This is a genomic window from Xanthomonas euroxanthea, assembly GCF_900476395.1.
GTDB classification, from domain to species: Bacteria; Pseudomonadota; Gammaproteobacteria; order Xanthomonadales; family Xanthomonadaceae; genus Xanthomonas; species Xanthomonas euroxanthea.
In genome coordinates this window covers 552285-567418 of sequence record NZ_UIHB01000001.1, presented here as the reverse complement: position 1 = coordinate 567418, position 15134 = coordinate 552285, and the positions used below count along the sequence as shown (strand labels likewise).

Annotated in this window: 12 protein-coding genes and 2 pseudogenes; 2 read left to right on the top strand and 12 right to left on the bottom strand. The window is 65.0% G+C overall.

The window, feature by feature from the left end; genetic code table 11:
- Window positions 1-66 precede the first annotated feature (66 nt).
- Window positions 67-2088 carry a type III secretion system effector XopF1 gene (xopF1, locus tag CPBF1521_RS21440; RefSeq protein WP_181901075.1) on the bottom strand — a complete coding sequence of 674 codons (2022 nt, stop codon included), beginning with the start codon at window positions 2086-2088 and terminating at the stop codon, window positions 67-69.
- Window positions 2085-2528 (bottom strand): Hpa3 family type III secretion system protein, encoded by a 444-nt coding sequence (hap3, locus tag CPBF1521_RS02410; RefSeq protein WP_115675786.1) that lies wholly within the window; start codon window positions 2526-2528, stop codon window positions 2085-2087. Before hap3 ends, xopF1 begins: the two co-directional genes overlap by 4 nt.
- A 191-nt stretch (window positions 2529-2719) precedes the next feature.
- Here hap3 and CPBF1521_RS02405 point away from each other — a divergent pair, with 191 nt between their 5' ends.
- On the top strand, window positions 2720-3580 hold the full coding sequence (locus CPBF1521_RS02405) for a hypothetical protein (RefSeq protein WP_147295409.1): 861 nt from the start codon (window positions 2720-2722) through the stop codon (window positions 3578-3580).
- Between the two features lie 651 nt (window positions 3581-4231).
- Here CPBF1521_RS02405 and CPBF1521_RS21940 read toward each other — a convergent pair.
- The 9 genes and pseudogenes from CPBF1521_RS21940 to rpe all read right to left on the bottom strand — a co-directional run.
- Window positions 4232-4561: pseudogene (locus CPBF1521_RS21940) on the bottom strand (HrpF/NolX family T3SS translocon protein); the annotation flags it as partial.
- Between the two features lie 27 nt (window positions 4562-4588).
- A pseudogene (locus CPBF1521_RS02400) lies at window positions 4589-7099 on the bottom strand (HrpF/NolX family T3SS translocon protein); the annotation flags it as partial.
- A 133-nt stretch (window positions 7100-7232) separates the two neighbouring features.
- On the bottom strand, window positions 7233-7541 hold the full coding sequence (locus CPBF1521_RS21590; RefSeq protein WP_235858382.1) for a molybdopterin cofactor-binding domain-containing protein: 309 nt from the start codon (window positions 7539-7541) through the stop codon (window positions 7233-7235).
- Between the two features lie 63 nt (window positions 7542-7604).
- Window positions 7605-8387 (bottom strand): SIMPL domain-containing protein, encoded by a 783-nt coding sequence (locus CPBF1521_RS02390; RefSeq protein ID WP_115675784.1) that lies wholly within the window; start codon window positions 8385-8387, stop codon window positions 7605-7607.
- A gap of 30 nt (window positions 8388-8417) precedes the next feature.
- Entirely contained in the window at window positions 8418-9482 is a 1065-nt protein-coding gene (locus tag CPBF1521_RS02385) for a threonine aldolase family protein (protein ID WP_115675783.1), read from the bottom strand.
- On the bottom strand, window positions 9482-10957 hold the full coding sequence (trpE, locus tag CPBF1521_RS02380; RefSeq protein ID WP_115675782.1) for an anthranilate synthase component I: 1476 nt from the start codon (window positions 10955-10957) through the stop codon (window positions 9482-9484). Before trpE ends, CPBF1521_RS02385 begins: the two co-directional genes overlap by 1 nt.
- A gap of 284 nt (window positions 10958-11241) precedes the next feature.
- Window positions 11242-12171, bottom strand: a complete 930-nt coding sequence (gene yegS, locus CPBF1521_RS02375) for a lipid kinase YegS (RefSeq protein WP_115675781.1) — start codon at window positions 12169-12171, stop codon at window positions 11242-11244.
- 233 nt (window positions 12172-12404) lie between these two features.
- Window positions 12405-12896, bottom strand: a complete 492-nt coding sequence (locus CPBF1521_RS02370) for a GNAT family N-acetyltransferase (protein WP_115675780.1) — start codon at window positions 12894-12896, stop codon at window positions 12405-12407.
- On the bottom strand, window positions 12893-13564 hold the full coding sequence (gene rpe, locus CPBF1521_RS02365) for a ribulose-phosphate 3-epimerase (protein WP_115676486.1): 672 nt from the start codon (window positions 13562-13564) through the stop codon (window positions 12893-12895). Before rpe ends, CPBF1521_RS02370 begins: the two co-directional genes overlap by 4 nt.
- Window positions 13565-13686: 122 nt before the next feature.
- Between rpe and CPBF1521_RS02360 the strand changes: the two genes are divergently transcribed.
- Window positions 13687-14526 carry an outer membrane protein gene (locus CPBF1521_RS02360; RefSeq protein ID WP_104583586.1) on the top strand — a complete coding sequence of 280 codons (840 nt, stop codon included), beginning with the start codon at window positions 13687-13689 and terminating at the stop codon, window positions 14524-14526.
- A 92-nt stretch (window positions 14527-14618) separates the two neighbouring features.
- On the opposite strand, the gene CPBF1521_RS02355 is transcribed toward CPBF1521_RS02360, so the two are convergent.
- Window positions 14619-14948 (bottom strand): J domain-containing protein, encoded by a 330-nt coding sequence (locus CPBF1521_RS02355; RefSeq protein ID WP_047126203.1) that lies wholly within the window; start codon window positions 14946-14948, stop codon window positions 14619-14621.
- Window positions 14949-15134: the final 186 nt, after the last annotated feature.

The window sequence follows — 15134 nt, the reverse complement described above, 5'->3', positions numbered from 1 at the left end:
GCAACGGCGGTTGCGTCTGTCGTGGCGGCGTGCGCGACGCAGTGGATCAGCTGCAGGATCGACCGCTCACGGCCTGCCGTTTTCCCACTGGCGAAGTTCCTCGCTTTCGTGCAGTGCCTGCCTGAGCTTCTGTAGCTCGGTCTTGAGTGTCTTGGTCAGGTCGTTGCGTGGCACGCCGCTGAACATCGCCGCCTGCCCGGCGTGCAGGCGGTCGAGCACAGTGTCGATGGTCGCCATCGAGACCGATTGCGTGCCGACCTCCGTGCGCAATTCCTCCAGGGCTTCACGCAATCTCTCCGCCAGCGGCCCAGTTGCAGGCGCAAGCGGCTGCCCCTCCTCCAGGGCGCGCGCAATCTCTGCCGATGTCGGCGCCGACAACAGCGCGATCGCCGCCTCGACGGGTTCGGCCAGCGCCTGAAGCGTGCCTGCGATGGTGCGTTGATGACCGGCGGCGCTGGCGGCGCGTTCCTGGTCCAGGCGCGTGGCCTGGGTGGTGTTGGCGCCGTTCTTGGCCTTGAGCGCATTCCAGATCGTATCGTTGAACAGGGTCTGCGCTGCCTGTTGCACGACCGTGGCGGTGGAATTGGCGGCTTCGCCCGCAACGCTGCCGTTTGCGTTACCGCCACGCAAGGGCGCAGCGATGAGGCGGCCGGCCCCGAGCGAGGCGAAATTGGCCAGCACGTTGCTGAGCATGTGACGGCCCAGCACATCGCGTACCGCAGTGGTGATCGCGTTGGTGGTGCTCAAGGCCTGCCTGGCCAACGCCAGGCCTTCCATCCCGGTTTCCAGCAGGTAGTTGGGGAAATGCACGGCGTCGGACCATTGCGCGGGCCGACGGGTCTTGTCCGGCAATGCCAGCGCAAACAGATTCAGCCGCTGCTGTCCGCCAAGCAGGTCGGGCACGCGCATCTGGCCGGTACGCGCAACCGCCTTGCCGGTTTCGAGCATCGCCTTCTGCACCACCCCTGCCCCGCCAATGGCGAGCGCGCTCAAGCCCAGTTGGCCGGCCGGCGTGCGCGTGCCCGGGTCGGCGGAGGTCCGCCGCGCCGCGTTGAATCCCGCGTTGATCGTCGGCTTGAGCAGCAAGGTGTCAAGGGACTTGTCGTCCAGGGTCGATTGCCACTGGGTGATTCCCTGGCGGAGGTCGTAGGTCTGCGCCTTGAGCTCGGGAAGCGTTTCGGTGTTGCCTTCGCCGGGACGCGTGAAGCGTTTGCCCTCGGCAGTGATTTCCAGCAGGGCCGGCGGCGGATCGGGCACCAGGATCTTGGGGTCGATGGCTTGGAACCGCGGCAGGTTGGCAACACGCGCGCGCCGGTCCATCGCCGGGATCAGCAACGTATCGCTGGTATAGGACATCAGGCCCGCCACTGTGCCGGACAGCGTCGTCGTACTCAGCGTCTCCGATCCGGGCGCACGCGCGCCATCGTAGGCTGCACCGGCGGCGAGACCGAACGGGGTCCGCATCGAGCCGATGACGAAGGCCCTGAGGCACTCGTAAGCGATCGGCCACGCTGCTTTTGCGCCTGCCGTCTTCATATCGCCGACGATCTGGTATCCGGCATCCGGCCCGAACGCGGCGATGCGTTCGTCCACGCGCGCGTCCGCCCATTCCAGATACGCGGCCTGCAGTGCCTCCTGCTCCTCCGAGGGCGCTGCAAAGCGCAGAGTGCCCAGGCGAGTCCGTAGCTGCGCCTTCAACTCAGCGGCCGCCGCCGCGCTGCGCTGCGCATAGCTCGCTGCAACGGCAGGCGCATGCGGCTCATCGACGACCGAGGACGCGGGGCTTACATACGGAGTGTAAAACGCTGCGTCCGTCGACTCGGAAGAATGCGATGACTGCGAGGACTCCGAGCGATGTGATGCACCATGCGAGGACTCGGCATGACTTGCGTCGGTGGTCACGCGACGTGCAACCGGTGCGCGGCGACCGCGCAATACCGGGCCCGAAGAGGGCAGGCCGGCGAGCGGCCCGGTTGGCACTCGCGCCTGTGGCAGGGCGACGGCCTCCTCGGCATGCGTCGGGCGTGTGGGTGCAGGAGCCGTTGCGCGGCCGCTGGAAGAGGTCCCGATGTTGCTGGAGAGCTTCATGAGGCCACCTCGGCCGTGCTGCCGGCCTGCGTCACCAGCGCGTCCAGCACCACACGTGCGGCCACCTGCCCGCGCTCCAGCGCAGTGGCCACGGCATCGGGCGTGCGTTCGACCAACAGCGGGCAGACACAGAGCAGGCCAAGGTCCGAGAGCGTGAGCCGCCAGCCGTATTGGGTCAGCAATTGTTCCTGCAGCGCCAGCAGCGTCACCACCTCCTCGCCGCCGAGCTCGCGTGCGGCCAATGGCAGGATCACTTCCGGAAACGCCGTCATCCCGCCCTGCTGCATCTGCGCGTGGACACGGCACAGCATGCCCGCAGGACCAAGGATGGTTTCGCCTTGGCCAAGTCGCTGCGCAAGCTCCTCAGGCAACCCAAGACGGACTCCCAGGCTGGTGAAGAATGTGTCGTTCGCTGTGTGGAGATTTCCCAATTCCGACATTGTCCGAAATCCTCGAGAAAGTATGCGATGGGTACCGATACACCATTCCGGTAGGAGAAAGTCTCCATTACCGGATGCATAGCCGGGTAACCCCCTGCGAAAGACTCTTGCCGCGCGCGAAGATGTCCTGCTGAAAAATGTGCAACCGAGACCTGGATCATGTGCCTTGCACTCTGGAGCACGACAGGATCATGTTGCACAACCCGGATGCGGAATTAACGCCATTGCACCCCGGACATTCGATTCGCATCGCTATGCCCGACTTCGCGATGCAGGTCGCAAAAAATGGCCAGCGTGCTGCATTGTTGCGGCCCATAGCGGCCACCCCCAAGCACCAGACGTGGATTCGCTATCGCGCGTTGCGTTTCACCCTATTTCATCAATACAAGCGAGTGGTATTCATGAAGGTTTCTTCCGCACCCCAGGCAGCACATTCCTACACTAACCCCGTAGTGAATTCACCGAGCGCCGAAAGGCAAAGCAGGCCGACCACAAAAAGCGATGGGCCGCTTGCACAGCTCCAGGGACGTTCCGCTCCGAAAAGATATCGCACCGCCCCCAAGCCTGCTCAGTCGAACGCACAGGCTCAGCAGATGCGGCCACTTGGCATGCCGCCATTCCATGCAGGCACCAGTAACGATTGCGGTCTTCATACGATTGCGGCACTGACCGGGCTCGCCGAGGCGGATGTTGTCAACGGGCTTGGCCTGACACCAGACAACATTCAATACATCAGCCAGCATGGCATGACGCCAGACCAGTTTACCTGGGCGATTAGTAAATTCGAAAATGGCAGTGTCAAACACCAGCGCGGATCGCCGCAAGACCTTGCAAGTGCACTTCATCAGCTTCCAAACTACGAAAAGATTGCGATCGGCATGGAGCGTCATTCAGGCATCGGACACCTCGTTGCTGCGATGCGCCAAGGTGAAAAACTGGTCATCTGGGATCGCCAGGTCAGCCATGTAACAGAAGTGCGAACGAGAGAGGAGTTATTGCATTATTTCAATAGCAATAATGTATCAAGTGTTCAAACGTGGTCCCGTCAGTGATCCCCGGTAGCCCGCAGCTATCCGCAGGAAACTGAAAAAAACCTCTGCAACATCCTTCTGCAATTGCTGCAGGGCTGCAGCCCAAGCGCTCAGCCCTGCAGTGGTCCGGCCGTTCACCTTTCCCGGGCAGGCCAGGATAATGCGCTTCGGGCAGGCGATAGCAGAGAGAGTCGCCCAGTGCGCTGACCTCTCACGTTTCGATGCAGCGTCATTGCTACGCTCGCCACTTCCACAGCTCTCGCGAACACCCCCGGTCCGGGGGCCGGTGCAGGAATGCTTGCCGGTCGCAGATAACAGCCGGCAATGGACATTCGCGTTCAAAGTAGCAAGATGGTGGCCGCCAACCTTTGTCAGGCGGCTGTGGGTAATCCTTGCGCTGCGCGCTGCCGGTCGATAAGGCTGCGTTCGTTCGGCACTCGGGAGGTGCAAGACGACCCAATGCAGCGTCCAGCTGGGCTGGCAATCTCGCTTATACGGATACGCTCACTCGCAGTGGTGAACAGCTATGTGCGGCAAAATTTATTGCAGCCACCGTCTATCGAACCGCGAGAGTGCGCGCCTGAAATCAGTTAATCGGCACGCCAATGCATCAGGCGATCGTGATGATCGCCCTGCACTGCTCTCACAGCAAACGCCTAACGAAGGCGAGCATTACCTGCGCCGCCCACCCCTCAAACTCCTGAGATTCTCCTTCGTATCCGCCTCGAAGTTGTCTGCAATGGGCTTGGGAATACTCTGTTTACCCAGTGGCACCCCGCCCGCGTCTTCCAGATTCTGGCGGATCTCGCCTTTCTTCTTCTCCTTGTCCAATCGCATCTCTTCGTAATGCAAACCTGCCAACACAGGCACTTTGAGCATCTCAGTCGATTTGCTGATGCTGCTACCTACTAAATAACCTTTAACCGCATCAGTTGGCTGTTGCCGCTCGGCTGCCCCCTTGCCTCCTCCTTTGGCTGCGCCCTCGGCTGTCCCCTTGGCCGCGCCTTCGCCTGCGCCCTTGGTTGCACCCTCGGTCGCCCCCTTGCTCGCCCCCTTGGCTGCACCCTCGCCTGCCCCCTTGCTCGCTCCCTTGGCTGCGCCCTCGCTTGCCGCCTTGGCGGCGCCCTCGGCGACCCCTTTGGCGGCCCCCTTGGCTGCGAGCCTGGCCGTGGGTCCGCCGACAGCGCCAACCACCGCCCCAGCCATGTTGATGCCGGCGAGTTTCCACGCGAGCGACATGTCGCCGCCTTGCAGTGCAGTGTCGAGGACCTGTGCCGCCTGCGCTTCGCTCTCCAGTGCCAGCGCTGCTGCATCGGCAAACTCGCCGATGACGGGGATGCCGTTCAGTGCACTCAGTCCGACCGAGGCCCAGTCCAGGATCTTGCTGTCCCACTTCAGGAACTCATGCAATCCCTTGCCGACGGTACCGATGTCCTTTTTCTTCTTCTTGATCTCGGGTTGATCGGCCTTGCCCATCAACATGTCCGCGACGGCCTTCTGCTGGTCGGGTGATGTGGCTGCGTGCGTGGGCGATTTCTCCGCGGTCTTGTTGGCCGCCGTCATATGTTCGTAGAACTGCTGAAAGTCCTTCTTGCTGATCTTGCCCGAGTCGACGACATGGCCACCGCCGAAGAAGCTGTGGGGCTTCTTGTAACCGGTGATCGAGTTGTTCAACACGCCGAACAGCAGCGGGTCGCCCAACAGCTGTTTGGCGGCGTCGCGAACTGCGGGGTCGGCCTTGTCGTCTTTGGCGATCGTGTCGAGCTTGTCGCGCGTCACCTCCTTGCCGTCGCCGAAAAACGCGTCCTGGTGGCTGTTGATGGTGTCCAGCGTTTTCAGTTCGGGCGCGGTCAGGTGCATCTGCGATGCGGATTTCTGCAGGAAATCCGGGGTACTCATCGAACCCGAGTCTCCCGCCAGCGCCTTCCACTGATCGGGGTGCTCACGAAAATACTGCGCGGCAGCGATGACCTGCGGTGGGCGCTTCTGGGTCTTGTCGTCGCCTTCGACCAGGTGCTTGAACGCGTCCTGGTTCAGATCCTTCGGCAGATAGTCCGAATAACGATAGAACTCGCGCATCGCGTCGCTCTCGGTCATGACCGTCGGCTCGGTCTTGTCCGGGCTGTCCGACGCCACATAGTTTTGCGTGTAGCCCTTGGCTTGCTTGGTGGCGTACTCCGCTACCTGCGCGTGGCCGGCCGAGAACTTGCCGAGATCGCCGGCCTTGATCTTGCCGCCGCATTTGCCATCGCCCTGCGAGCCGATAGCGAAGAACAGACGCGGGTCCTTTTGCAGTTCCGTCAATGCCTTCTTCAGATCCGGCGGTGTCGCCGGGTCGTTGATCTTCGCATCGAGATCGGCCCACGCGAGCGGCAGCTTGTCCTTGTGGCGATCGAGCGTGGTGACGATCTCCAACTCGTTCTGGGTGAGCGTCCCGCCATCCCACGTGACCGAAGAGCCGTCCACCGGCGGCGGCAGGTCGCGCCCTTTCATCTTTTCGGGATTGTAGGTCGCGTTCTTCCCACCCATGGCAGTGACTTGCGGATGGCGATCGGCAAAGTCGTAGAGGTTGGCCGCAATCAGCTTGCCATTGCACTTGCCCTGGTCGTCGTGGTGGTGCTTGCCGTGTCCTTGGGATGCCATTGCGAAGAACAGGCCGGGATCCTGCTGCAGGCCTTGCAGGGCTTTTTTCAGGTCAGGTGGCGTGGCCGGATCGTTGATCTTTTCATCGAGCTTGTCGAACTCGATCGGCGTCATGTCGCGATGCTGATTGAGCGTGGAGACGATCTCCAGCTGGGATTGCGTGAGCGTGCCGCCGTCCCAGGTGACCGTGGAGCCCTCCGCTGCTGGCGGCGGCGTGTCTCCCTTGATATTTTTGGGATTGAACTCGGCATTCTTCCCGCCCAGATCGGTCACCTGTTGATGGTGGTCTGCAAAATCCCACAAATCGGCGGCCTTGATCTTGCCGCCGCATTTGCCATCGCCCTGCGAGCCGATGGCAAAGAACAGACGCGGGTCTTTCTGCAGGCCTTGCAGCGCGCTCTTCAGATCGGGGGGTGTGGATGGATCGTTGATCCTGTCGTCGAGTTTTGCGAACTCAAGCGGCATCTTGTCCTTGTGCTGATTGAGTGTCGAAACAATCTGAAGCTCCGATGCGGTGAGCGTGCCGCCGTCCCAGGTCACCGACGATCCATCCACCGCAGGCGGCAGCTTGGATCCCTTGATGTCCTTGGCATCGAAGGGGGTCGCTAGCGTCGGCCAGGAGGTGCGTTTGTCGATCGGCTGGCTGGCCTGCATGTCGTCAGCCGAAGACGTGGACAACCCAGCAATGCCGCTGCCTGATCCATCGTTTGGCGCATTGCCATAGATGGCGGCAAGCAGCTGGTAGATCTGTTGCAGGAACAGGTTATCCATCGCCAGCAACAGATCGGAGTCGTTCATGGCCGAATCGGATCCGGTCGCCTCCGGAGACGAGGCGTCATCCGTGAGAGGGAGAAACAGACCGGCGGCACTCCCGGTCGATAGCGTGTTGAGCGACATGTGCGGCCTCGCAGTGACAGAGCAGTGACAGAGCAGCTGCATATGAGTACATGCTCATACTGTCACACGGGCATGTCTCATGCGGCGAGCACAAATGTTGCCACCGCCGGTACGGGGCGCATGCACCGATGAACTATTTTGGCGAAAAAAGCGCAAGAAACCGCGCGCAGACGACGAGCCTGCAAACCGGCGTAGAGGTAAGACACCCCCGCACCACGATGGTGTAGCTGCCTGCGCCGATATCGGTCATGTCGGTCTCGATGGTCACCGTGCCGGTGCGATCCGGCCGCGCACGCGCACCTGCCTTGGACATCGGCGCGCCGCGCACGGCAGCGGCCATGCCCATCCCGATCAGCCATTGCCCGTCGCGCACGCTTGCGTGCGCCGCCTGTTTTAACAGCGCGCGCGCCTCGTCATGCTCGGCGCGTGCAGTGGCCGGCAATATCTCCGGATACTTGCCCGTGGCATGGACGTTTTCCTTGCAGACGACCCGGATGGCAGCGGCTCACTGCGCGATCAGGAACACCGCATAGATGTTTTCGGTGTAGGTAATGGTGCCGGTCAGCAGGCTTTCGCCGATGCCCTGGGCTCCGGCGCTTGGCGCAGGCGGCGGCGGTGGGGCCGGTGGCGAAGGTGGCGACACCACCGAGCCTGGCTTTGGCGCTGCGGGGGCCGACCAGGTGCCTGCCTCGACACCATAGGCAAAATTGGGGGCGACATCGGAGATGCTGTAGATCCCGCCGAGCCGCACGCCGTAAGCAGCGGCCAGTCCTTGGGCCGATTCGCGCGACCGCGTGGCGGCTTCGCGCTTGAGGTCTGCACGCAAGGCAGCGGCATCGGCGTAGGCGGTCTGCATCGACAGCACCTGGACATGCTCATTGGCCTCCAAGCCGCCGAGAAAGGCACGCACATCCTTCAAGGACGTAAAGGTGCCGCGGATCTTGCGCTCCACGCGGGTGCCTTCGAAGACCGATTTACCCGCCTCGTAACGCGATTGCGGCGCAATCGACAACGCAGAGGCATACAGCGAGTCCTTGAGCACGCGGTTGCGCTGCAACCCATCCAGGACCACACGGGCGCGCTCTTCGACGAACGTGCGTGCCAGGTCAGGCTGCAGATTGGTGTTGCTGACCTTCAGATCGACGATGAACCGGTCCGGGTCCACGGTCCGATAGGCCTGCCCCTTCACCAGCAAGTGCGGCTGCGAGGGCAGCGTATTGATCTGCGCTGCGCCCACGGCAGGTAGCATGAGGGCGGTGGCGAGCATCCAAGCGGCGAATCTGTTCATTGTCGTCTTCCTTGATGGCGGGTGATGCCCCTACAGCGTGGGGTCCTGCAGAAGCGCCGCCACGTCCGCACACAGCCGATCGACCGCCGCCGGCGTGGTGGCCCATGAGGTCACGAAGCGAATGACCAGGCGGCCATCGCTGCGGGTTTCCCAGCGTTCGAAATCGTAGCGCCGGGCGAGCTGTTCGGCCTGCGCTGCGCTGACGACGATGAACTGCTGGTTGGTCGGCGAGTCGCTGGTGAACTGCACGCCAGCGGCCAGCAAGCCGGCGCGCAAGCGCTGCGCCATGGCATTGGCATGCGCGGCCAGCGCGAGGAACAGGCCGTCTTCGAACAAGGTGGCGAACTGCGACCCCAGCAGCATGCCCTTGGCCAGCAGCGCGCCACGTTGTTTGATCAGATAGCGGAAGTCCGCCTGCAATGCCGGAGTGACGATGACCAGCGCTTCGCCGAGCAAGGCGCCGTTCTTGGTGCCGCCGATGTAGAACGCATCGGTCAGCGCGGCAATCGTCGGCAGGTCCAGATCGTTGCCAGCGGCAGTCAGTGCGGCGCCCAGGCGTGCGCCATCCAGGTACAGCAGCAGGTCGTGTGCGCGGCAGAAACGCGACAGCGCCTGGAGTTCGGCACGCGTGTAGATGGTGCCGCTCTCGGTGCTGTTGGAAATGTAGACCAGGCGTGGTTGCACCATGTGCTCGTTGCCGTGCACATCCAGCAACGGCTGGATCAGCGCCGGCGTCAGCTTGTCGTGCAACGCGGGCACGGCCAGCACCTTGTGGCCGGTGGCTTCGATGGCGCCGGTTTCGTGCGTGGCGATGTGCCCGGCCTCCACCGCGATCACCGCCTGGTGCGGGCGCAGGAACGCCGCGATCGCGGTCAGGTTGGTCTGGGTGCCGCCGACCAGCAGATGCACGTCGGCCTGTGGCTGCGCGACTGCATTGCGAATCAATGCAGCCGCACGCGCGGTGTGGCGATCGGTACCATAGCCGGCGTTCTGTTCGGCGCTGGCCTGTGCCAGGGCCTGCAGCAGGCGCGGATGCGCGCCCTCGCTGTAGTCGTTGCGGAAGCTGATGCGCATCGCGTTGCCCTGCCCGTCCATCACAACCCCTTGGCCGCCTGCGCGACCGCACGGAACAGCGCACGCCCCTTGTTCATGGTCTCCTGCCATTCCAGGTCCGGGTCGGAGTCGTAGACCACGCCGCCGCCGGCCTGCACGTACAGATACCCGTCCTGGATCACGGCGGTGCGGATCGCAATGGCGGTGTCGGCATCGCCATGCCAGCCGATATAGCCGACTGCGCCGGAATAGACGTTGCGCTTGACCGGCTCCAGCTCGCGGATGATCTCCAGCGCGCGGATCTTCGGCGCGCCGCTGACGGTACCGGCCGGAAAGGTGGCGCGCAGCACGTCGCTGTAATTCAGGCCGGCCTTGAGCGTGCCGGTGACCTCGCTGACGATATGCATCACGTGGCTATAGCGCTCGATCACGAACTGCTCGCCCACCTTGACCGTGCCCGGTTCGGCCACGCGGCCGACATCGTTACGACCCAGGTCGATCAGCATCACGTGCTCGGCGCGCTCTTTCGGGTCGGCCAGCAATTCTTCTTCCAGCGCCTTGTCCAGCTCCGGTGTTGCGCCGCGTGGGCGGGTACCGGCGATCGGACGCACGGTGACCACGCCATCGCGCAGGCGCGCCAGGATTTCCGGGGAGGAGCCGACCACCTGGGTACCGCCGACATCGAGAAAATACATGTACGGCGATGGATTGAGCGCACGCAGCGCGCGATACACATCCACCGGACGCGCGCGGAACGGCACGCGCAGCCGTTGCGACGGCACCACCTGGAAGATGTCGCCGGCACGCACGTATTCCTGCGCCTTGCGCACCACCGCGTGGTAGTCCTCGCGGGTAAACGAGGAGCGGAAATCCGACTCGTCGATCGCATCGGAAATCTGCGCCTGCGGATACCCCGCGCCGCCCTGACGCAGGCGGTGCGCCAGTTCGTCCAGGCGTCGGTTGGCGCGCACATAGGCCTGCGGCTGGCGCGGGTCGGCGTGCACGATCAGGTACAGCCGGCCCTTGAGATTGTCGAACACCGCCAGCTCTTCGGACAGCATCAGCAGGATGTCCGGCGTGCCCAGCTCATCGGGTTTGTCGCCGGTGCCCAGGCGCGGCTCGATGTACTGGATGCACTCGAAACCGAACCAGCCGACCAGGCCACCGGTGAAACCGGGCAGGCCGTCGAGCTGCGGCACCGAGTGCTCGGCGCGCAAGGCGTCGACTTCGGCCAGCGGGTCGGCGACCTCGCGGGTTTCCAGCACTTCGCCGTGCTCGCTGATCTCCAGCGTGTGCCCGCGGAAGCTGTACACGCGCCGCGCCGGCAGGCCGATGATGGAATAGCGCCCGAAGCGTTCGCCACCTTCGACCGATTCGAACAGATAGGTGTAGGCGCCGTCGGCGAGCTTCAGATAGACCGACAGCGGCGTGTCCAGGTCGGACAGCACTTGCCGGACAACGGGGATACGGGTGTGACCTTCAGCGGCCTGGCGCTGGAACTGCTCTGCAGTGATCAAGACGACTTTCCTTCCGGGACTCTGTGGCGGGGCGGACGACGGCAACGGGCCACCATCGCCACCAGCGGCGAGCGGAAGAGAAGGAGCGTGGAGTCGTCAGGCGGGACACGCCGCTACTGTAGCGCAACTGCCGCGCAAGGGCAGCAGGCGCGAGACCAAAGCCGCGCAAATCGCGAAGCTGCGTCAGTCCGGCCTGGGTGTCTTACAGCCCATGACACCAACACGCCGCTCTATCGCTCCATCGCTCTTCCGATTCCCCAATCCCGATTCCCGATTCCCAGCGCTCAAACGCTCCGCAACGGGCACTCCACCGGCAAATGCATCCGCAACCGCGCCGGCACGCATTCGATGCGGAAATGCAGCGAGGTCTCCGGCTCGCCATCCAGGTTCAAGGTCAGCGGCTGGTGCGAGACGATCTCCAGCCACGGCAGCCGCGCGCGCACGGCCACACGCTCCAGCGCGGCCTGTTTGCCGCCGGTGACCAGGGTACCGAGGGTGGCGGCCACTTCGCCGTTGAGCGCAGGCACGATGGTGACGTCGAGCAGGCCATCGTCGATCAGGGCCTCCGGGCACAGCGCCTGGCCGCCGCCGGCCTGGCGTCCGTTGCCCAGGCCAAGTGCAATGAACTCGCCTTCCCAACTGAAGTCCGGGCCGCTGAAGCGGGCGCTGATCGGGTCGATCCGGCCCAGCCGCGACATGCCGGTGATCAGATACGCCAGGCCACCGAGCATCTTCTTCAGGCCTTCGTCGGTTTCGACGGTGACCTGGGTGCCGAACCCGCCGCTGGCGACGTTGGCGCACCAGTGCGGGCCGTGCTCGGCGTCGATGCGCAGCAGGTCGATCGGCTCGGCCGCACGCTCGGCGATCAACGTCAACGCGGCGAGCGGCTCGATCGGCAGATTGGCGGCAGTGGCGAAGTCGTTGGCGGTCCCCAGCGGCACCAGGCCCAGCGACGGCAGCGTGGCGGCGTCGGCCGTGTGATGCGCCAGCGCGGCGGCCACTTCGCTCAAGGTACCGTCGCCCCCGGCCGCGATCACGGTGTGGGCGCCGTCGGCAACCGCTTCGCCGACATAGCGCTCGGCATCGCCGTCTTCCCAGGTGACCCGCACCTCGAGCTGGATGCCGCGCTTGCGCAGCGTTCCCACCGCCTCACGCAGGTCCAGGTTGTCGGTGGACTTGCCGTTGAGGATCAGACGCCAGTGGGACGCGGCCATGCACGCTGCCAATGCTGTGAGGGTGGTGGCCGCAGGCTAGCAGCGGCCCGCTGCGTGCCTCGTGAATACGCAGCCTCGCCCGGCTGTCATCGGCATGTCACCGATGACCCGGAGAGTGGAAGGCCATAGCAGGGACGACGGGCGGAGGCAGGATCAGCCTCCAATTTTTCTGAAGGCCGCTCCGGTGGGGGCGGCCTTCTTCTTGCGTGCCACGGCGGCGCGGCAGGCCGCGCTCAGGTACCGGCGGCGAAGGCGGCCAGGCGCTCGCCGTCGAGCCGGTAGACGGTCCAGCCGTCCATCGGGCGCGCACCGGCCGCCTGGTAGAAGTCGATGGCCGGCTGATTCCAGTCCAGCACCGACCATTCGAAACGCCCGCAGCCACGCTGCACGGCCAACCGGGCCAGATGCCGCAACAAGGCCAGGCCGGCGCCCTGCCCGCGCGCCTGCGGACGCACGAACAGGTCTTCCAGATACAGACCGTTGCGGCCGAGCCAGGTCGAGTAGTTGAAGAAATACACCGCAAATCCCAGCGCCTGGCCATCCTGCTCGCAGATCAGTGCATGCGCGGTGGCACCGTCGTCGAACAGGCTGGCGCGCAGGTCCTCCGGGCTGGCCTTGACCGCATCGGGCTCGCGCTCGTACACCGCCAGTGCGGTGATCAGCTCGTGCAGCAGCTGCGCATCGTTCGGCGTGGCAGCGCGGATCTGCAGCGTGGGCGCGCTCATCGCACCGCGTCCACCGCTGCGCGCATCTGCGCGATCACCTGCGCATAGTCGGGCGCGTTGAAGATGGCCGAGCCGGCGACGAAGGTGTCGGCACCGGCCGCAGCGATCGCGCCGATGTTGTCGGCCTTGACCCCGCCGTCGATCTCCAGCCGGACCGGCTTGCCCAGCGCGTCGATCCTCTTGCGGATGGCGCGCAATTTATCCAGCGCCGAGGGAATGAAGGCCTGCCCGCCGAAGCCGGGGTTGACCGACATCACCAGCACCAGATCCAGCTCGGGCAGCACCCAGTCCAGGATGTCCACCGGGGTGGCCGGGTTGAGCACCAGGCCGGCCTGGCAGCCGTGCGACTTGATCAGCTGGATCGTGCGGTGCACATGGCGGCTGGCTTCGGGATGGAAGCTGATGGTGGTGGCGCCGGCCTCGGCGAAGTCCGGCACGATGCGGTCCACCGGCTCGACCATCAGGTGCACGTCGATCGGCGCGACGATGCCGTGCTTGCGCAGCGCCTGGCACACCATCGGGCCGATGGTGAGGTTGGGCACGTAGTGGTTGTCCATCACGTCGAAGTGCACCCAATCGGCGCCGGCCTTCAGGACGTTGTTCACTTCCTCGCCCAGGCGGGCGAAATCGGCGGACAGGATGGACGGGGCAATCGCCGTCGGTTGCATGGGCAGCTCGTCAAGGAACGGGACACGCATTGTCGCAGGCACGCAACGCCGGTGCATCCGCGCCGGTCCCGCCTGCGTATGCACCTGACCGGCGCACCGCGCCCTTTCGCCAAGGACACCGCATGAAGACCACCCCGCTCGCCTCCGCTGCGCTCGTTTTGATGGCCCTGGCCCCGTCTGCCTGGGCACAGACCGGCCCGGCCGACTGGTCAGGTTTCTCGATCGGCGCCAATGTCGGCGGTGCCGACGTCAGTGGCGTTTCCGGCGGCCGCTTCGGCTTCGACACCAACCTGGACGGCCGCGATGGCGACCAGGTCAGCACCCCGACCGGCGCCGATGCCTTCTCGCCCGGATTCTGCGGCGGCGCGGCCGCCGGGCGCACCCCGGCCAGCGGCTGCAGCAAGGACAAGGGCGGCGCCGAATACGGCGCGCGGCTGGGCTACGACTGGCAGGCCGGCAACTGGGTCTACGGCGTGGTCGCCGAATACACCCGCAACGACCTGCGCGACAGCGTCAGCGCCTTCAGCACCACCCCGGCGTTCTACACCTTCACCCGCCAGCTCAACCGCACCGCCGCCCTGCGCGGCCGTATCGGCTATGCCTTCGGCGCACAGGGTGACTATCTGGCCTATGTCACCGCCGGCGTGGCACGCGGCGAGTTCGACCACAGCTTCTCCAGCAGCAACACCGCCAACAGCTTCACCAGCAGCGGCGGCGACAGCGCCGACGGCTACCAGGCCGGCCTGGGCCTGCAGCGCCGCTTGAGCGACAACGTCTCGGTGGGCGTGGAGTACCTGTTCACCCGCCTGCAGGACGAAGACACCCGCGTGCGTGTCGGCCCGGGCACCGCGCCGGCCACCAACCCGTTCCTGCGCGTCAACCCGGCCGGTACCGATCTGCGCCGCACCGATACGGACTTCTCGTCGAATGCGGTGCGCCTGACGGCGACCTATCGCTTCTGAGTTCTGGAGCTTGCGTGACCACGCCCGACCTGCAAGGGGTCGGGCGTGTTTGATGGTGCCGCCAATGCCGATGCCGGAACGCGGCGGCTGGATCAGCGTTTGCGAAGACGCTGGATCCGGTCGTAGGCCGCATTGATCTGGCTGGCTTTCCGCTCGGCCTGGCGACGTGCTTCCGGCTCGGCGTTGGCCACCTTGTCCGGGTGGTAGCGCGACATCAGCCGGCGATAGGCCAGGTCGATCTCGGCAGTGGTGGCGTCCGGCTCCAGTCCCAGCGCTTCGTACGGGTTTTCGGCGCGGCGCTTGAACCAGCCGGCGTCCACCGCATGCCCGATGGCCAGGCCGATCATCAGCCCGACCACCGGCGCGCCACGGAACAGCAGGGCGCCGGCCAGTGCGCCGAGCAGTTTTCCATACCAGGACATGGGCGATCGGGGGGCGGGAAGGCGGGCTGGCGATCTTACCCGAACGCCCGCCCGGCCTGGCTGACGCGGCCTGCACGCCGGCCCGCAGGCGGGCTCCAATAAATACAGCGGCGCGCACCGAAGCGCCGTACACTACGCGGCCCGCTGCCCACCCGCGGGCCCGCCGGGTCCCGGGGACAGCGTCAT